Annotated in this window: 14 protein-coding genes and 1 pseudogene; 9 read left to right on the top strand and 6 right to left on the bottom strand. The window is 46.4% G+C overall.

The features are described from left to right. Positions 1-2 precede the first annotated feature (2 nt). The 4 genes from A31E_RS12320 to A31E_RS12335 all read left to right on the top strand — a co-directional run bounded on the left by A31E_RS12320 (position 3) and on the right by A31E_RS12335 (position 6,624). Positions 3-1,334, top strand: a complete 1,332-nt coding sequence (locus A31E_RS12320) for a DNA transfer protein (protein WP_016248913.1) — start codon at positions 3-5, stop codon at positions 1,332-1,334. Beyond that, positions 1,334-3,460, top strand: coding sequence for a hypothetical protein (locus A31E_RS12325; RefSeq protein ID WP_016248912.1), 2,127 nt, complete (start codon positions 1,334-1,336; stop codon positions 3,458-3,460). The genes A31E_RS12320 and A31E_RS12325 overlap by 1 nt, the downstream gene beginning before the upstream one ends. A gap of 187 nt (positions 3,461-3,647) precedes the next feature. Beyond that, positions 3,648-5,444 (top strand): phage head-binding domain-containing protein, encoded by a 1,797-nt coding sequence (locus A31E_RS26450; RefSeq protein ID WP_016248911.1) that lies wholly within the window; start codon positions 3,648-3,650, stop codon positions 5,442-5,444. A 70-nt stretch (positions 5,445-5,514) separates the two neighbouring features. After that, positions 5,515-6,624, top strand: coding sequence for an acyltransferase family protein (locus tag A31E_RS12335; RefSeq protein ID WP_016248910.1), 1,110 nt, complete (start codon positions 5,515-5,517; stop codon positions 6,622-6,624). An 83-nt stretch (positions 6,625-6,707) separates the two neighbouring features. Here the strand turns inward: A31E_RS12335 and A31E_RS12340 are convergent, their stop codons facing one another. From A31E_RS12340 to A31E_RS26445, 4 genes and pseudogenes are all read right to left on the bottom strand, one after another. Continuing rightward, on the bottom strand, positions 6,708-8,180 hold the full coding sequence (locus A31E_RS12340) for a glucosyltransferase domain-containing protein (protein ID WP_016248909.1): 1,473 nt from the start codon (positions 8,178-8,180) through the stop codon (positions 6,708-6,710). Then, positions 8,170-9,096 carry a glycosyltransferase family 2 protein gene (locus A31E_RS12345; RefSeq protein ID WP_016248908.1) on the bottom strand — a complete coding sequence of 309 codons (927 nt, stop codon included), beginning with the start codon at positions 9,094-9,096 and terminating at the stop codon, positions 8,170-8,172. The genes A31E_RS12340 and A31E_RS12345 overlap by 11 nt, the downstream gene beginning before the upstream one ends. Next, a complete protein-coding gene (locus A31E_RS0122705) occupies positions 9,093-9,455 on the bottom strand; it encodes a GtrA family protein (protein ID WP_024193597.1) in 363 nt (120 codons plus the stop codon). The genes A31E_RS12345 and A31E_RS0122705 overlap by 4 nt, the downstream gene beginning before the upstream one ends. 131 nt (positions 9,456-9,586) lie before the next feature. After that, positions 9,587-9,688, bottom strand: a pseudogene (locus tag A31E_RS26445) (hypothetical protein); the annotation flags it as partial. Positions 9,689-9,917: 229 nt separating this feature from the next. On the opposite strand from A31E_RS26445, the gene A31E_RS26080 reads away from it, so the two are divergent. The 4 genes from A31E_RS26080 (at position 9,918) to A31E_RS12360 (ending at position 13,546) form a co-directional block, all read left to right on the top strand. Beyond that, positions 9,918-9,974 (top strand): type I toxin-antitoxin system Ibs family toxin, encoded by a 57-nt coding sequence (locus tag A31E_RS26080; RefSeq protein WP_106907789.1) that lies wholly within the window; start codon positions 9,918-9,920, stop codon positions 9,972-9,974. A 217-nt stretch (positions 9,975-10,191) separates the two neighbouring features. Then, complete coding sequence (locus A31E_RS12350; protein WP_016248907.1) at positions 10,192-10,851, top strand: vWA domain-containing protein; 660 nt, start codon at positions 10,192-10,194, stop codon at positions 10,849-10,851. Next, the gene (locus A31E_RS12355) at positions 10,848-11,609 is read left to right on the top strand and encodes a PP2C family serine/threonine-protein phosphatase (protein ID WP_071990836.1); all 762 of its coding nucleotides are present in this window, start codon (positions 10,848-10,850) and stop codon (positions 11,607-11,609) included. Before A31E_RS12350 ends, A31E_RS12355 begins: the two co-directional genes overlap by 4 nt. Continuing rightward, the gene (locus tag A31E_RS12360; RefSeq protein ID WP_016248905.1) at positions 11,606-13,546 is read left to right on the top strand and encodes a helix-hairpin-helix domain-containing protein; all 1,941 of its coding nucleotides are present in this window, start codon (positions 11,606-11,608) and stop codon (positions 13,544-13,546) included. Before A31E_RS12355 ends, A31E_RS12360 begins: the two co-directional genes overlap by 4 nt. 12 nt (positions 13,547-13,558) lie before the next feature. Here A31E_RS12360 and yegD read toward each other — a convergent pair whose 3' ends face one another. Beyond that, entirely contained in the window at positions 13,559-14,911 is a 1,353-nt protein-coding gene (gene yegD, locus A31E_RS12365; protein ID WP_000469721.1) for a molecular chaperone, read from the bottom strand. Positions 14,912-15,044: 133 nt separating this feature from the next. Between yegD and alkA the strand changes: the two genes are divergently transcribed. Further along, entirely contained in the window at positions 15,045-15,893 is an 849-nt protein-coding gene (alkA, locus tag A31E_RS12370; RefSeq protein WP_000288421.1) for a DNA-3-methyladenine glycosylase 2, read from the top strand. 70 nt (positions 15,894-15,963) lie between these two features. Here alkA and A31E_RS12375 read toward each other — a convergent pair whose 3' ends face one another. Further along, a complete protein-coding gene (locus A31E_RS12375) occupies positions 15,964-19,281 on the bottom strand; it encodes a diguanylate cyclase (protein WP_016248904.1) in 3,318 nt (1,105 codons plus the stop codon). Between the last annotated feature and the right edge of the window lie 198 nt (positions 19,282-19,479).

Here is a 19,479-nt window from a genome sequence, read left to right as displayed (position 1 = left end):
CAATGGCTACGTGGCAACAGGGTATTAATTCTGGTGGGTTTCTTGCTGGCATCGGTGCGCAAAATGAGAATGCGCCAAAGGCAAGCGACATTAACGCAACGCTTGGTCTGATCCGCGAAAACAATGAACTGGCTCGATCAGGCGCAAATAACGTTGGTCTGACCGCGTTACGTGGTCTGGCTGGAGTTGCTGATATTTATAAGCAGGAACAGCAACAGAAAGCTATTAGTGCGTTCAATAAGGTTCACGCTGATGCATGGGCTTCTGGTGATCCATCGGGACTATTTAAGTTTGCCCAGGAAAATCCAGCGTTTGTTGCACAGGCACAACAGGCGTTTTCCGGTCTTAATGAGCAGCAACGCAACGATATGGGCGATTTAGCCATGAGGGCTAACGTCGCTCTTTCTCAGGGACCGGAAGCCTACAGTAAATTCATTACTGACAACAAGGACAGGTTAAATCGCGTGGGTGCGAATGCTGACTGGATGATTCAGACAGGTATCCAGAATCCAGAGCAGCTATCACACATGCTGACTACTATGACGCTAGGGGCTGTTGGTCCGGATAAAATGCTGGATTATCAGGATAAGATGGTTGGTCGCCAACTTGAGAAAGGGCGATTGGATGAAAGCATCCGTCAGGCTGACATGGAGAACGCGAGAGGATGGGCAAATATCCAAAACGCTCAACTAGACAGGGCTCAGCGGGCACAAATGCATAATGATAACGTAGCCCTGAAGTTGCAGGAATTAGGGATGAAACAACAGGAAAGCGGAAAGATTGACCCAAAACTTGTTCGAGATCTGAATAGTGATATTAATGGGTTCTCAAAGAATTATTCTGCAATGCGCAGTGCTTCTGACAACCTACAAGCCCTTGGGAAGCGCAACACTCCAGCCGCGCAGTTGGGAATGATTTTCAACTATATGAAATCGCTGGATCCGCAATCTGTGGTACGCGAAGGTGAGCAAGTGCAGGTAAAACGCACTGATGGAATATTCGGCACACTTGGTAACTATGTTAGCCAATTATCTAACGGCAAGATGCTGAATAATGAGCAAGTCCAGGACTTAATCAACACCTCAAAACTGATGGCAAATACTGAAGGCGAAAAGTTTAACCAGCAAATGGATGATTATCTTTCAACTTATGGAGATTCTCTCCCCAGCGGACTAACTAAGCAATTGCAATCCAGAAAAGCCAAGCTGTATGAAGATATTCAGCAGCCTGCGCAACAACAGAGCAATAACCAACAACCGACAAATACCCAACAGCAGCAGAGTCAATCCGGATCATATACCTCAAAATCAGGCATTCAATTTACGGTGGAATGATGAAAGTAACTGCAAACGGAAAGACATTTACCTTCCCTGATGGTACGAGCACGGAAGATATTGGCACCGCCATTGATGAGTATTTTGCTGGTCAGGCTGTTCAGCAACAAACAGTTAATCAGGCCAATAATGAACCAGCACGTGAAGAACCATCATTGATGCAACAAGCTGGTGATTGGCTCACAGGTGGTCAAAGTGCAGGGCAAATTGCAGAACAGGCTGGTCGTGGTCTGGTAAACATACCATTTGACGTATTGCAGGGTGGCGCAAGTCTGATTAATGCAATCAGCCAGGGGCTTGGTGGCCCCAAGGTTTTGGATGATGTTTATCGCCCTGTCGATCGACCTACAGACCCTTACGCGCAAGTCGGTGAAACAATTGGTGGGTATCTCCTGCCAATTGGCACAGCGGCAAAAGCTGCTGGAGCGCCAGCAAAGCTCGCTGGAGATATCGGTTCCGCAGGAAACATGATTGCAGGTTCTCTTGCTGATGCTGCAAATCAGGAGGGCGACTTTGCACAAAATGCTGCCATTAACGGTGGTATCAATATTGGTGCTCAAGGCGTTCTTTCAGGTGTCGGGCGCGTTATTGCGCCAAGGGTTTCACAGGCTCTTGGTGGTGCAGCACTGAATTCTGCTAATGATGTTTCCAGGATGGCAAAGTCAGGTGCTGGGCGTCAGTCAATTGCCAGTCAGGCCGCTAATGTGTCCGAAGATGTAGCAAAAGCGGCTGAGTCTGCTGGAATTGATATAAACGCATTAACACCAGGAATGCGATCTGGAAGTCGTGGAATTGCACAAGCTGAAGGCGCATTGGCATCAACACCAGGAATTGTTCAGGACGCCCATCAGGCAGCATTTAACGAAATATCATCAAAGTTAAGTCGAAACCTTGATGAATTTGGGGCCGCATCTGGAACGGCATCAGAAAAAAGTGCGGCTATAAAACAAAGGATTCTTCAAAATCTTGATCAGATGAAGGATGCCGAGCGCGCGGCATGGGATGACGTGCGGTCAACAATGCCAAATCAAAAAGCAAGAATGCTAAATGGTAATGCCGTTATTCAGGCAGAGCGATCTGCTGGCATACCGCTTACTCCTGAAATGAAACAGTTTGTTCAGGCAAACAATCAAGGTGGAGTAACATTTGATGGCATGAAAGCATGGAGAGCGAAATTTGCTGATGCGGAGCAAAAATATAAGCGTAGCGGAGAGGCAAATGCGGCAAGGAGAGCAGGGGAAATACGCCGGGCAATTACTGATGATATGCGCACAATGGCGGAAAACGGCGGATTTCTTGATGACTGGCAGAAAGCTAATGATCTGTCTAAAGCGAGGTTATCAGCACAAGAGAGTGCAGAGTCTGTTTTCGGGCGTGATTTGGCAACAGATGCACTGATTACGAATGGAGTAAAATCCCTTCAATCATCGTCAGCTAAAGGTCTTAATGGTCCTGCTGGGTTCCATTCTATGATCCGCGCGCTGCCAGAATCAGAGCGTGTTCCTGCTATATCATCAATGTTGCAAGATGCTATCTCGCATGGTGTACGTGGTGGCAAAGCTGATGCAGCAGGAATTAACCATATCGCAGGGATACTTACCCCACAAAATGTAAAAGCCATTAGCAGATATTCCTCAGATCTCGGAAGAATTGCTGATGCATATGGCACTCTTGCAAGAGCAGCAGTGAAACCTCAGCAGTATATTGAAAGAACAGGGAGAACTGCCAATGTACTACGCGATCTGGATGCCGGTTTATCCAACGTCACATCAACAGTGTTAAATGCAATTGCCAACTCAACATCAGGTGCCATTGTTGGTGGAGCAGGAGGGGGCATTGCAGGCGCTGCCGCAGGTGCTTTAGTTGGCGCCGGGTTAAAAGGCGCTGTATCTAAAATTGCCACCACACGTAGTGGTCGGTATGCGATAGAGAAAGCAGTTCAGGAAGCCACTAAAGCAGTAAGAGCAGGCGGAAGCAAAGAGGCATTAGTGGCGGCGGAACGCAGATTTATGGCAAATAAAGCTGCCGTAAAAGCAATACGCGATGCTATTGGTAGCGATGAATTCAATCGCTTGTCGAGAGCTGGTATTGTCGCCTCGTTAAGCGGTATGAATGAATATGAATAGTTTTATCTACTGTTGCATATAACTGTGTTTCCAAATCCTGATAAGACTTAAGAATAAGAATTACCTCCTTCAGTACATAACTACTGACAGATAACCAACGCAACGACCCAGCTTCGGCTGGGTTTTTTTATGCCAAAAATTCACCGTAGCCATGCTGCGGCGATTCCTTGCATCTGGAGCAAATTAGATGACAGACATTACAGCCAATGTTGTAGTGAGTATGCCTTCGCAACTCTTCACTATGGCGCGTTCTTTTAAAGCCGTAGCTAATGGCAAAATTTATATCGGTCAGGTTGACACTGACCCGGTAAATCCTGAAAACCAGATCCCTGTATATCTGGAACGAGAAGATGGCTCTCATGTTCAGGTGGCGCAGCCAATAGTTATCAACGCTGCTGGATATCCGGTATATAACGGGCAGATCGCCAAGTTCGCAACTGTACAGAATCACTCCATGGCTGTGTATGATGCATATGGTGCACAACAATTCTATTATCCTGATCTACTGAAATATTCTCCAGACCAGTTAAGGGCTGAGCTTTCTGGCCCTGATGGCGCATCTCTGGTTGGTTATGGAGGCACAACCGTAAAGATTGAGCTGGAGATCTTGAAAGCTACACATGATTCATTAACTGCTAAAACAGGGTTTAACGCTATTGGCCGCTTTCTCAATCTTTCAGAGCTTCGCTCCTGTGTTCCAGAGGAGGCAGGGCAGATTGTATACGTAGCCTCAGCAGCTAGCACTACACATGCTGAAAACCACCTTGGTGGCGGCTTTTTCGAGTCTGTTGATAACATTCAGGCGTGGGCTGATGATGGTGGAATTGTAATCAAGCCAGAAACTGGAACGATGGTATGGAGACGATTTAATTTTACCACTTACGACATGCAATTTTGGGGGGTGAAACCTGACGGAGTAACAGATAATGCGACAGCCATAACTCTTGCAACTAACTTTGCTCGCTCAAACAAATGCATTCTAGAGGCTCCTGCTGGAAACATAAATACATCAAAAACAATCCCAATTTATGACAATATGGGAATTAGAGGCCATGGAAAGGCTGAAGCGACAGTTTTTTATAAAACAACAAATGACAAAATAGATCTCACAAAAAATGGAGAGGTAATTCTTCAGGTGGATGCATTATGTGCTTTTATACCAAAGCAATGGGATCTAACGGATAACTCAATGAGTTCATTTTGTGTTAACGGTAGAGTTGAAAACTGCATGTTTAGAAGGCTTGGTTTAACACAAGAAAACGTAGATTCTTATAGAAATTATTACGGATTGTTTTTAGGAAAATCAGCAGCACCAGTTATCAGACAGTCAATTTTTGAATGTGCTTATATCGGCTGCTTCTCTTATGTACCGTTCTCTGGCGTAATGGAAATGGTAGGTTTCCCACAATATCCCGGGAAAGGATATGCTGGAGTTTTATTTGAAGATTTTAGGGATGGTCAAATAAGAGTAATAGGCACCTCTATGGATATGCGCCTTGTTCAGGTTAACGGTTACCAGTTGTCATTTAGAATGTCCGGAATGCAATATACTACCATGACCAATTGTACAGCTGAAAACTGCACGCCAATGGATGGGGAATCAATTTGCTATGCATTTGATTTTGTAAATCCTTATTGCATTGTCATGAATACTTGTGCAACAGAATTTGTTAAGGGTGGGCAACTGCGTGTTAGCGTTCAGGGAAACCCATCATTCAGACCATCTATTATTGTCAATGGCTTTCTGCCAATTGATCAACAAAGCCCGGTAATGCAAACACCTATAATAGATATTGATAATGGTGGCGTAGTTGAAATGAGTGTCATATTAAATGGTGGAGATTGGGCTATAAATCCATCTGCTGCAAATTTAACCGTACCAAGAGCAAGCGGTTCTAAGTTGAAGGTAAGGATGATAGGGGTAAATGGGTCTCCGAAATCAATCTGGAACATCTCTGGTAACGCAGATGTTCAGGAGTTTTGAATTTACAAGTATTGACATAGCTCATAGATGAAACTAACCTGCCAAGATCATTAATGATATTGGCAGTGTTATGACTCAGAAAAACAAAATTATTCATAGCCTTACATCACTTCGAATGCTTGCGGCTCTTGGTGTATTTGTTAGCCATCTAGGCATTTTGTCTCAGTCTTCGATCTCGCAGTTCAATGTTGCGGCAAAATACTTTTTTAATGGTTATATAGGGGTTACTTTCTTCTATATTCTTTCCGGATTTATTATTAATTACAGCTTTAGTAAGCATATGGAAGAAGGTAAATTTAGCAACAAGGACTTCATAGTTTACAGACTCGCGAGATTATTTCCTGTTCATATTATATCATTGATATGTGTCCTTTTTATATTTGGCTATACAAAAAACTTTGAGGCTATAAATAAAGAGTCATTAATATATAATGCGCTATTGGTTCAATCATTTATCCCTATCTCAGATTACTATTTTTCTTTTAACCCCGTATCATGGAGTATCTCGTGTGAGATGTTTTTTTATTTATCTTTTTGTCTTCTTGTAAAGTTTAAGTCACGATATCTAACAAGTACTCTTTTGGTAATTGTTATTGTTAATTTATTTTTTTTATTGAACCCACCAGTTAATATTTCATCACACTGGCTGTTTTATATAAATCCATTTTTCAGGATTGGCGATTTTATTATTGGTGTATTAATCAGTAGAGTGTTTCTTGCTAAAAAAGTAAATATAAAACCTGCGATATGTAGTGCCATGGAGATTGGCTCTCTGTTTTTTTTGGCGTTTACCGTATATGTAGCAACAAATTATGTTTCGTACATGAATATAAAATATGATCTTCTTTATATCCCATGTATGGCTATGATAGTAATAGCGTTTGCATTTGATGGCGGGGTGATTTCTAAATTTTTATCTAACAGATATCTAATTCTATTAGGAGAGGCATCCTTCTCATTTTACATGTTCCACTGGATCATAATTTCTAAGCTAATGGAAATAATGCAACCAAACAAAAATGATGTACGTGATGTTATATTTTATATAGTTTGCTGTCTGGGTATTTCTATATTTTTCTCTATTATATCATTTAAATTAATTGAGATGCCGGCAAATAAAATAATAAGAAATGCATGGGCAAAGATGAACTTGAAATTAAGCACAAGAAGAAGTCTTTAATATAATATAAACTAACTTTGAGGCGGTTTTCCGCCTCATTTTTTTACTTTGTATTTAACAGAATCTGCATCCCTAGCTCTAGCTTAGTTACATTCTCTAAACGCAAATGAGATAACCAAATCTCCGTTGCTAAAATAAGTCTTGTATAATCCAGCATCTGTAATTAACTGCATTTCACATATTTTGGAAATTATTTCATTTTGCTTTGATGGTGTTGGTTGTTCTTTTCCTGAGTAAATCTCTGTCATTTTTACTATGCCCCATGCCAGGGGACCATCAAAATAAGCAGGAATGATTTGCTTCATGAGCGGAAACTTTTCTATAGCCTTATCAGCAATAGGGGTATATAGTGATTTACCATCTATAGTTATTGTCTTGACATTGTTGAAGCCAATTTTCACAATATCATTCGTCACTCCATAAATGATCCTATCCGCCAATTTGTCTTGTGATTTCATTGCGTTTGTGAACGTGGCCATATATGAGAATGAAAAAAACGCGAGAAGACAATAAATAAAATTAAGCTTACTTTGATATCTATTTGAAATGAATGATATTAAGACAAGTAGAGTTGAGGCGAAAAAGCCAAAGCCTATAAAAACTCTCGGACCTATGGGCATCGACTTCAGGGCTAATCCTGGACCGGGGATACATAGAAAAATTGCTGACAGACTTACAATAATAATCAGTAAACTGACTAGTTTTCTACCTTTTGAACATTTTGATTTATACGTGTCTGTTAATAATCTTATGAATCCAATAGAAGATAATAATCCGATAATTACGAATATTATTGCTACTGCACCAGTAAAAAATGAACTCAATACATTTAACGTTACTGATATATTGTGTTGTAACTCTGCGATGCTATTAATCATCTGGTTGTAACCATTGGCGTAATCGCTGGTTACAAAGAAAGGTACTATTAGCTTAGAATATATTAAGTACCCGGCAAACATGCCTAATATGGCTGTGGCGCCTTCAATAAATATTTTGTAAGGATCGTGTTCTTTTTTTACCGAGAAAAGATTATATAAGCATATTACCGCAATAAACACGCTGAGCGAGGCTTGATACAGTGACAAAGATATAAACACACATAATGCGGAAATCGCGAATACCGTTACCTTTGCTTTGTGCATAAAGAAGAGTGGTAAGGATACAATCGCTACTGACAAACACATAGTGAGCGAGTCAAATCTGAATGCAAGATTTTGAATGAAGAATGGACTAAGGAAAGTAGGTGTAAAAACTAACCAGCCAAGACTATGCCCAGGATTAAGATACCTATGAATGAAATAACACAAGGTGGTCATTATAGTTATTGCTATAATTTGAGGGAATGGGGATATATCAGTTGCAGGCGACCCTATATCTAAAAATTTAAAAACTAAATCAGATAAAGGCCTGCCATCAATGCCCCAAGAAAAATATCCGTAAACGGACCTTCCCAAATCATCGTAATAAGGGATGTTTGTAATTAATAGTGGCAATATATAAAGAATGCCAATAATCCACAGTGGGTAGATGGATTGATAGCTAACTTTATTTAACATTATGCTTTTCCTTGAGGATATATTTTGGTCTTTGCTTTGTTTCAATATAAATTCGTCCAATGTACTCACCAAGAACACCAATACCAATGAGTTGGATACCACCAAGGAAAAGTATAGATACTAGCAGGGATGGATAACCTCTAACCGGGTTTCCAAACGCCAGAGTGTCCAGAATCATCCATGCGCCATATGTAAATGCTAAGCCAGCGACGAGAAGGCCGATGTAAGTCCACATACGTAGCGGAAAAGTCGAGAAGCTCGTAATTCCCTCAAGAGCAAGATTCCACAACTTCCATCCGTTGAACTTGGTACTGCCAGCAACACGTTCTGCGCGGGCATAATCAACGATATCAGTGCGACCACCAACCCAACTCAAAACACCCTTCATGAAAAGGTTGCGTTCTGGCATGGGCTTAATGTTCTCTACGACTTCACGAGACATCAGACGGAAATCACCAACATTTTCCTCGATCTGCGGATTGCTGATTTTATTGTGAAGCTTATAGAACCACTCGGCGGTTTTCCTCTTCAGTCTGCCATCCGTTGAGCGGTCAGATCGTTTAGCAAGCACCATATCAGCACCTGCCTGCCACTTTTCAATAAGATGAGGAATAACCTCAATCGGGTCTTGCAGGTCAACATCAATTGGAATCACGGCATCGCCAGTTGCATGGTCTAACCCTGCAAACAATGCTGGTTCTTTACCAAAGTTGCGTGTAAATGACAGCGGAACAACTAGCGGATCAGAAACAGCCAGAGCGTTAATGATTGACTCAGTAGAGTCTTTGCTACCATCATTTATAAAAACAATTTCTACTTCATATGGCTTCAACTCTTCGAATTCACGTACCGTTTTATAGAATATTGGTATCGCTTCTTCTTCATTGAAGACAGGAACGACCAGAGATATCTTCATTTCGCATCCCTAAAGACAATTAACTTTGAATAGACGAAACCGCACACCAGGCTGATGGCGGAGAAAGTGATAAGGGTTACCATCGGGGGAAGTGCGCATCTATCAGCAGCCCACCCGACGACAACACTCAAGGTTCCCATGAATCCCACGTATAACAAGTAACGCATCGTTGTAGTCGATGCTTTGAATGTGAATTTTGCATTCGCGAAGAAGCTAAAGCTCACAGCTACTATGAAACCTGCGAAGTTCGCCATAGCTTGATTTGTATGCACTGCATAGATACATACACCAAATACCACCCAGTGTATAAGTGTGTTCAGCACACCAATCGAGGTGTACTTTGCAAATAGCTTTAACATTTATGTAATCAATGAGTTCTGAAAGGCATGAAGTCTATCATCCAAGTCTCAATCGATCGATACTTGTGGTAGTTGATGAGGAAAAACTCTGGCACACAAGGATTTGCACTGGCTTTCTAAGCTTTGTGTTCTTAGCTAGTTAAGGTGGAGCACTCCACCTTTTCATCAAGCCAGTCCGCCCACCACTGCATTATTTCTATGCGCTTATCGAGATACTGAGCATGGTTGTAAATTCAGCTAACCCAGTGTGTTGACAAAAAATTAGCGCAAGAAGACAAAAAATCACCTTGCGCTAATGCTCTGTTACAGGTCACTAATACCATCTAAGTGGTTGATTCATAGTGACTGGATATGTTGTGTTTTGTAGCATTTCGAAGTCTATTATTTAACCACGAATTCATGTAATGCGATGATTTTTAAGTGATTAATATTATTTTGTCATCCTTAAAGAAGGAAAGGGTCATGATGAAATGGATCATCATCGTGGTGCTCTTAGTCATTAGCTTACCGGCTTACTAAGACTACCAGGGCGGGGGAAACCCCGCTCAACCCTCACTCCTGAAAGTATGTCACTCCCCCCTTACTGTCAATCTATAAGACCTCGTTCTTGCGAGGCGAATAGCAAAATTATCTACGCAGTTGGACTGAATTCTGAAAGTTGTTTCACCTGCTCTTAATTCATTATTGCAGTCGGTATGATACCGAACCTTAATAATTCTCTAAGAAAGGATCTCTTATGAGCGAACAAATCACCTTTGCCACCAGCGATTTTGCCAGTAATCCGGAACCACGTTGCCCCTGCATTTTGCTGCTGGATGTTTCTGGTTCTATGAACGGCAAACCCATTAATGAACTTAACGCCGGATTGGTTACCTTTCGCGATGAACTGCTTGCCGATCCGCTGGCATTAAAAAGAGTCGAACTGGGTATTGTGACTTTCGGCCCGGTGTATGTGGAACAACCATTTACCAGCGCCGCTAACTTTTTCCCACCCATCCTGTTTGCTCAGGGCGATACACCCATGGGCGCAGCCATTACCAAAGCCTTGAATATGATTGAGGAACGTAAGCGGGAGTATCGTGCCAATGGTATCTCCTATTATCGTCCGTGGATTTTCCTGATCACCGATGGCGCGCCAACCGATGAGTGGCAGACTGCCGCCCACAAAGTGTTTCAGGGGGAAGACGTTAAGAAGTTTGCCTTTTTCACCATTGGTGTTCAGGGGGCTGATATGAAGACCCTGGCACAAATCAGCGTCCGCCAGCCTTTGACACTGCAAGGATTACAATTCCGCGAATTGTTTAGTTGGTTATCCAGTTCGCTACGTTCGGTTTCCCGTTCCACGCCGGGAACGGAAGTTGTACTGGAAGCACCGAAAGGTTGGACGTCAGTGTGAGCTGGCGCCTGGTTTATGCATCTGCCGTCGGAACGTCGCACATCAGCTCAGGCTTGCCTTGCCAGGATGCCTGCCAGATGCAGGTTGTCTGGCTAAAAGACCAGCAGCCATTACTGGTGGTGTTTCTTGCTGATGGCGCAGGTAGCGTGTCGCTGGGTGGTGAAGGCGCGATGCTTGCTGTCAATGAAGCGATGGCTTATATGTTGCAGAAAGTGCAGGGCGGGGAATTGGGGCTTAATGACGTCCTCGCCACGGATATTGTGCTGTATATTCGTCAGCGACTTTTTGCCGAGGCTGAAGCCAAAGAATTAGCGGTTCGCGATTTTGCCTGCACGTTTCTGGGATTGATTTCATCGGCTAACGGTACCTTGATTATGCAGATTGGCGATGGTGGCGTGGTGGTGGATTTTGGTCACGGCCTGCAACTGCCGCTCATGCCGATGGTGGGTGAATATGCCAATATGACGCACTTCGTTACCGATGAAGATGCCGTTTCCAGACTGGAAACTTACACCTGCACTGAACGGGCGGTAAAAGTGGCAACATTTACGGATGGCATTCAACGGCTGGCATTAAATATGCTGGATAACGTGCCCCATGAGCCTTTCTTTGCGCCATTTTTCAATGGACTCAAATCAGCTACGCCTGAACAATACGATTTACTGCCAGATTTATTGAAGCAATTTTTGTTCAGTGAGGCAGTAAATGAACGCACGAACGATGATAAAACGCTGGCGCTGGCTATTTGGTTACCATGAAATCAACCTTGTATACCGCTACTGGCGAGTGCGTTACGCCAGACCGTGAACTGGGCAAAGGTGGCGAAGGTGCGGTTTATGATATTGAGGAGTTTGTCGATAGCGTCGCCAAGATTTATCACACGCCGCCACCCGCCTTAAAACAGGACAAACTTGCCTTTATGGCGGCGACAGTTGATGCGCAGTTGCTGAATTATGTCGCCTGGCCGCAGGCAACGCTTCACGCCGGGCGCGGCGGAAAAACCATCGGTTTTATGATGCCAAAGGTTTCAGGTAAAGAACCGATTCATATGATCTATAGCCCGGCACATCGTCGCCAGAGTTACCCTCATTGTGCGTGGGATTTTCTACTCTATGTTGCGCGTAATATAGCTTCATCTTTTGCTACGATTCACGAGCACGGGCATGTCGTGGGTGACGTAAACCAGAATAGCTTTATGGTAGGCCGCGATAGCAAAGTTGTATTGATCGACAGTGATTCCTTTCAGATTAACGCCAATGGCACGCTGCATTTATGCGAAGTCGGCGTGTCGCATTTTACGCCGCCAGAACTGCAAAGCTTGCCGTCATTTGTTGGCTTTGAACGCACAGTGAATCACGATAATTTTGGCCTTGCGTTGCTGATTTTTCACGTCTTATTTGGTGGGCGTCATCCTTATTCCGGTGTGCCGCTTATACCTGAAGCGGGTAATGCGCTGGAGACGGATATTGCCCATTTCCGTTATGCCTACGCGTCGGACAGTCAGCAACGAGGATTAAAACCGCCGCCACGATCTATTCCGTTATCGATTCTACCAACCCATATTGAAGCGCTGTTTCAGCAGGCGTTCACCGAAAGTGGCGTGGCAACCGCGCGTCCGACGGCAAAAACATGGGTAGCGGCACTTGATTCTCTACGCCAACAGTTAAAGAAATGTACCGTTTCAGCAATGCATATTTACCCGGATCATTTAACTGACTGCCCGTGGTGTGCGCTCGATAATCAAGGCGTTATCTATTTTATTGATCCCGGTGAAGAGGTCATTACCACCGGCGGAAATTTTGTGCTGGCGAAAGTCTGGGCGATGGTAATGGCGTCAGTGCCACCGCCAGCATTACAGTTACCATTACCGGGACATTTCCAACTTACTGGCAGGCTGCTTCCTGTTGGGGTACTAAGGAGTAAATACATCATTCTGATTGAGATCGCGTTGTCAGCGTTATCGCTGTTACTTTGCGGTCTTCAGGCGGAACCGCGCTATATCATTTTGGTTCCCGTGCTGGCGGCTATCTGGATTATTGGCAGTCTGGCAAGCAAAGCGTACAAAGCAGAAGTCCAACGACGCCGTGAGGCGTTTAATAGCGCAAAAATGGACTATGACCATTTAGTTAACCAGATCCAGCAGGCAGGTGGGCTGGAGGGTTTTATCGCTAAACGGACGATGCTCGAAAAAATGAAGAGCGAGCTTCTCGGTCTGCCGGAAGAAGAAACGCAAGCGTTGGCAGCACTCCATGACACAGCACGGGAACGCCAGAAGCACAAATTCCTCGAAGGATTTTTTATTGATACCGCGTCGATTCCAGGCGTTGGCACGGCTCGTAAAGCGGCGTTACGTTCCTTTGGTATTGAAACGGCGGCGGATGTTACCCGACGCGGCGTTAAGCAAGTGAAAGGGTTTGGCGACCATCTGACCCAGGCTGTCATTGACTGGAAAGCGAGCTGCGAACGCCGATTTGTGTTCAGGCCGAATGAAGCGGTAACGCCAGCAGACAGGCAGGCGGTAATGGCGAAAATTGCCGCCAAACGACATCGACTGGAATCGGCGTTGACTGTCGGCGCGACAGAGTTGCAGCGTTTCCGTCTTCATGCTTCTGCACGGACTATGCCGTTGCTGGAACCGTTACGTCAGGCGGCGGAGAAACTGGCTCAGGTGCAGGCAGATTTAAGCCGTTGCTGAGCCATCCTTCATTTAACGAAATACCACTTCCGCCCAGCGTGCCAGTCCGGCGGTGACGGAGCCAAAGTCATCGCCGCCAGCAATCGGAATCCCCGGCAACTGTTCCGCCAGTGCCTTTTTAATCAGCGGCGAGCGGGCGCTACCACCAGTCAGATAGATGACGTCCGGTTTTTCCTGGGCGTTATCCAGCGCCAGTTGCACCTGTTCCAGAATCCGCGCCAACGGCTGGTTGAGGGCGCTCTCCAACCCTTGCTGGCTAATCAGCGTAGCCAGTTCGTCGCGGATAAATGGCAGCGACGCGCGAGTTTCAACTTCACTGGAAAGCGCAATTTTGCTCTCTTCTGCGCAGCGTACCAGGCGATAACTTAAACGTTGCCGCCAGACTTTCTGCAACAGGGCAACTTTTTCCGGTTCGCGGGCATCTCGTACTAAATCATTAAGCAGACGACCATTGGCGCTACTGTAGAAATCGCTTTGCGCAGGTACGTCGTTGATGGCGACCGCATTCCACCACGGCAGAATCGGCAGGGCGATACCTTTTTCTGTATCGCCACCCATGCCCAGCAGTGGCATCAGGTGTTTAAACGCCAGTGCGATATCCAGATCGTTACCGCCAATACGGCAGCCACTGTGACCAAGCAGACTGGCTTCACGATCCAGGCGCGAACGCCACTGGGGGCCCATAAGCAACAATGAACAGTCAGTCGTACCGCCACCGATATCCACCACCAGTACACGTTTTTCTTCCTGCAAGGTCGCTTCGTAATCCAGCCCGGCCGCCACCGGTTCGTACTGGAATACCACATCCTTGAACCCGGCACGCTTCGCCGCACGTTCGAGGATCCCCTGCGCCTGGGCGTTAGCTTCATCGCCACCCAGCCCCTGGAAGTTAATCGGACGGCCAATCACCGCTTGGGTAATCGCTTCAGGTAACTGCGCTTGTGCCTGTTGGCGAATGTGTAACATCATTGCGCAGACCAGATCTTCAAACAGCGCCACCTGCTGCGGTTTTAAACCGCTGGCTCCGAGGAACGATTTCGGTGATTTCACAAACCACACTTCTTCCGGATCATCAATGTACTGCGCCAGTGAGGAAAGACCGAACTGCACGCTTTTCGCCGTAACATCGATATCTTCTTCGCGGTTGTAACGAATCGCCCGACGCAGCAGCGCCTGCGTTTCATCGTCGTTTGCCGGAACATCATGATGGCGGTACAGCCATTCGCTTACAGCTTCACGCGTTGGTGCACAAAGCATTGAAGGCAGCAGCGAGCTGTCATTTTCCATTTTCAGCAACTGTGGTTTACCGTCACGCATCACCGCTACTGAACAGTTTGCTGTACCGTAATCAAAACCAATAAACACGAAATAATCCCCATGCCGGTGAAGAAGGGGCGTGACTTTAGCGAAATGTTGTCGCCGCGACAACCGGAATATGAAAGCAAAGCGCTGCGTCTGAATAACGTTTATGCTGAAAGCGGATAAAAAAGGAGATGCGATGTATACCCTGAACTGGCAACCGCCGTATGACTGGTCGTGGATGTTGGGATTTCTTGCCACTCGTGCGGTGAGCGGTGTGGAAACGGTCGCTGACAATTATTATGCCCGCAGTCTGGCAGTGGGCGAACATCGGGGCATGATAACGGTGGTTCCTGATGTCGAAAATAATACGTTGCAAGTGAACTTAAGTTCGGGATTAGAACCGGTGGCGACCGAGTGCCTGGCGAAAATAAGCCGCCTGTTTGATCTGCAATGTAATCCGCAGATTGTTAATGGGGCGTTAGGTGAGTTAGGCGCGGCGCGGCCGGGATTGCGTTTACCTGGCTGTGTTGATGCTTTTGAACAGGGCGTGCGCGCCATTTTAGGCCAACTGGTGAGCGTGGCGATGGCGGCGAAATTGACCGCCAAAGTGGTGCAGCTTTATGGCGAACGTCTGGATGATTTCCCGGATTATATCTGCTTTCCCACGCCTCAACGGCTGGCAGCAGCCGACTCGCAGGCGCTAAAAGCGTTGGGGATGCCGCTGAAACGTGCAGAGGCGTTGATCCATCTGGCAAATGCGGTACTGGATGGCTCCTTACCGATAACAATGCCCGGTGATGTTGAGCAGGCGATGAAAACGCTGCAAACCTTTCCTGGAATCGGGCGCTGGACGGCGAATTATTTCGCCTTGCGCGGCTGGCAAGCGAAAGATGTTTTTCTACCGGATGATTATTTAATTAAACAGCGATTTCCGGGAATGACACCGGCACAAATCCGCCGTTATGCCGAACGCTGGAAACCCTGGCGTTCTTATGCGCTGTTGCATATCTGGTATACGGAAGGCTGGCAACCAGATGAAGCATGATGCTGGTCGCCAGGCGGCCGACGAAATGGATGAATTGTAGACGCATCAGGCGATGGGGGCGGCAAAATACTCAGTTAATTGCGAAATAACTGCTATTAACCAGCAAATCCAGCGGTTGGGCATCGGCAATCACCTCGCCATAAATCAGATCGACGCCGATGCCAGAAAGCGTATCCATTACCAGCGGCAGCGTTACTGGCCCGGCGATGGTTTTCAATCCCAGCCGCCGGGCGTGACCCTGAATGAGCGAAATCAGCATTTCATCCATCAAATTGCCTTGTACGCTGGCGCATAACTCGTCGTCGAGTAGCAGATAATCTGCCATATTCGCGTTCAGTGCGTTGAAGATTTGCAGGTCGCGTCCCACCTGACTGAGCACGATCCGGCAGCCCGCCAGCCGCAGTTTGTGCATATTTTCTGCGTGGTCGAAAATGGTTTCTGCCGGAATAATCAGATGTAATAACCGTGGTTGTAGTGGGCTATTTTCCAGTTGTTCAAGCAGTTCATCCACCAGCGTGGTGTTGCTTAAACCGGTAACGGAAAGGGGAAGGGCGATGCTTAAGCCTTTACTGGCAACTGCGTTTGCTGCCTGTTGGAAAAATTCATGCAATACCCGGCGATCAAGGGCGAGATTGAGCATCGGATCACTGAAGCTACGGCGAAATGTCAGTTCGTTAATAACCTCGCCGTTACGACTCCAGAGCTTAAGCGAAATCAGCCACAGATTACGCGTTTCCGGAATTCGCGGAGAAGCGACGCCGTGGGCGATCAGCAGCAGATGATTCTCTTTAATCATCATCCACGGATCATCGAGTGACATCGCTGCCTGTGCGCTATGTGCGGTAACTTGCTGTGGTTCGTAAACCGTCACCTGGCCGCGGCCCGCATTTTTTGAAGCATAACAGGCGATATCGGCCTGCGACATCACATCTGCCGCCTGATGATTGCTGTTATCGAACAGTGTAATTCCTGCGCTGGCTCCAACCCGATGCACACGGCCTTCCCACATAAAGTGGTAGTCATTAATCGCGCTGATAATGCGTGTCGCGATAAAGCGGGCACTTTCAACATTACAGTCAGGTAGTAAAAGACCAAATTCATCACCGCCGAGCCGCGCCAGCACGTCACTGGAGCGCAACAGGTTTAACATCAGCGATGCCAGTTCTCGCAGCAGGGCATCACCTGCCGCGTGCCCGGCGCTGTCATTTACGGCTTTAAAGCGATCAAGATCGATAAACACCAGAGCATGTCGTTGATGCGTACTGCTTACCGTCTGCAAAAGTATCCGCAACTGCTTCTCAAAACTGGCACGGTTGGCGAGATGTGTCAGGGTATCATGGGAGGCGCTGTAGCTAAGCTGGCGCAGCATTTTGCGTGATTCGGTGACGTCCTGAATTACCAGCACCGAACCAATATTGCTGCCATCAAGGGTACTTAGCGGCGTAATGCTGTAATGGACGTCGTAGCTGCCGCCGCTACGGCAGTGGAGAACGACATCTTGTTCGATAGCGGAACGCGACGTGTCGGCACTGTAAATGTTCTCCATTAAGGGACCATTATCACCAAATGTAATTTGCAACACCGTGAGTAGCGGAACACCCAACGCCTCTTCTTGCGTCCAGCCGCTCATCTTCTCGGCAACCGGATTCATAAAGGTGATTTTCATCGCCATATCAATACAGACCACGGCTTCACCGATGGAATCCAGCGTAATGTGCAGGCGCTCTTTTTCCTGAAACAGCGCCTCATTGAGCTGTTTCACTTCGGTCATATCAATATTAATGCCGAGCAGGCGCTCGACTTCGCCCTCTTTATTCAGCACACGATTGGCGAGGGCGCGAATATGGCGGATGCCATCTTTTACGGTAATGCGAAATTCCAGTTTAAAAGGCAAACGAGCCTGCAATGAATCGCGAATCACTTTCTCGGCGTGCCCGCGATCTTCTGGCAGCACACAGTCGTACCACACCTGCCAGTTCGGTTTGACATGTGACGGAATTTCATACAGCTCGAACATCCGCTTATCCCAACTGAAGATGTTAGGCTTCAGCTCCCACTCCCAGATGCCAATGCCACCGGCTTCGTTAGCCAGCGTTATCCGCTCCATCAGACGTTTGTTGATCTGTTCGGTGCGTTTGAGATCGTTTATGTCTTCAATCTGGGCAATAAAATAGAGTGGTGTGCCATCGGTGTGGCGTACCAGTGAGACGGCAAGCAACGCCCAGACAACGTCGCCATTACGGTTGTAGTAGCGTTTTTCCATTGAATAGGTGTTTATTTCACCGCTGATCAACTTCTCAACGTGTTGCAGATCTTTATTGAGATCTTCCGGCCAGGTAAGTTGTTGAAAGGTAATGGCACGCAGCTCTTCCTGGCTGTAACCAAGAAACTGGCATAGCGATTTGTTGGATTGCAGCCATTGCCCTTCGATACCCACTAACGCCATGCCGATGGCGGAATACTCCATCGCATTCCGAAAGCGGGTTTCGCTTTCGGAAATATGCTTGCGTTCAGCGCGAAAGGCATACATCACCATGGTCATGATGTTGGCGGGCAGCAGGATCAGCAAAAATGGCAGCCACGGCATATGGCTCATCAGGTAGGTTCGCGGCGTGGCGAGTAAAGCCGGATCGGCTGCCAACATCAGCGACACCATCATCACCGTGGCAAGAAAAATCAAAAAGGCTTCCATCCGTGGCAAACGCACGGCGCTCCACATCAGCAGCACAATAATGAAAGTAAAAGGCCACGGCAGATACCGCATCGAGAGCCAGCTTAACGCCAGCGTGATGGATAACGTTAACAGCGTCTCAAACAGCAACCGCGGGTCGCGATGGCGCAATAGATAGTGTGGCTTAAACAACAATCCCAGCGGGACTAGCGCCAGTGCGCCGATTGATTCGGAAAGCACCCAGATCAGAAATGCTTTAAGTGGATCGTCGTCTGGAACCAGCAAGACAACCAGCACGCCGCCCAATACAGGTGGCACGATAGCGCTGCCAAATGCCAGACGTAGCCAGTCAGCCAGATTTTGTAGTGGGTTATACCACGGTAATAATTTACGCAGCAGCATTGCGCCCACGACGGCCTCAATAATGTTGATGGTCGTCCAGGTCATATTGAGCGAACTGGTAGAAAAAAGCAGTACAGATGCGGCGACATTTCCCAGCGAGCAGGCCAATGCGATTCCCGGCCACATCCGCCCGGCATGGCGGTAAAACGCCACCATCATAATGGACGTCGGAAACCACAGCGGCGCAAGCTGGCTACCAAACTGCGAAAGTTCAAGTGAGAAGAGGGTAAAGATAAACGAGACTAAACCTAAACTGACGAGGTGAAGCAGTGGATGAGGCAGGGTAATTAAAACACGTTGTGATCGTTTACTCATTACCGCTCTATCCATATGGCCAGGTCGCCAGCATTAGTATCTGTGTTTATGCTAGTACAAAAGTTTTACATTTTATATGCGGTTTGTTCATAAAGTGACGTAATTGGCGGCAATTTGCACAACCGGACATAACATTTTTCACATTGCGTTAAAAGCAAACAATTAAATTTGCGTCAGGGAATGGATCGTCAACAATTA

The sequence above is a fragment of the Escherichia sp. KTE159 genome (assembly GCF_000408805.1).
Classification (GTDB): Bacteria; Pseudomonadota; Gammaproteobacteria; order Enterobacterales; family Enterobacteriaceae; genus Escherichia; species Escherichia marmotae.
The sequence above is the reverse complement of the archived record's forward strand: the minus strand, read 5'-3'. Positions and strand labels throughout refer to the sequence as shown.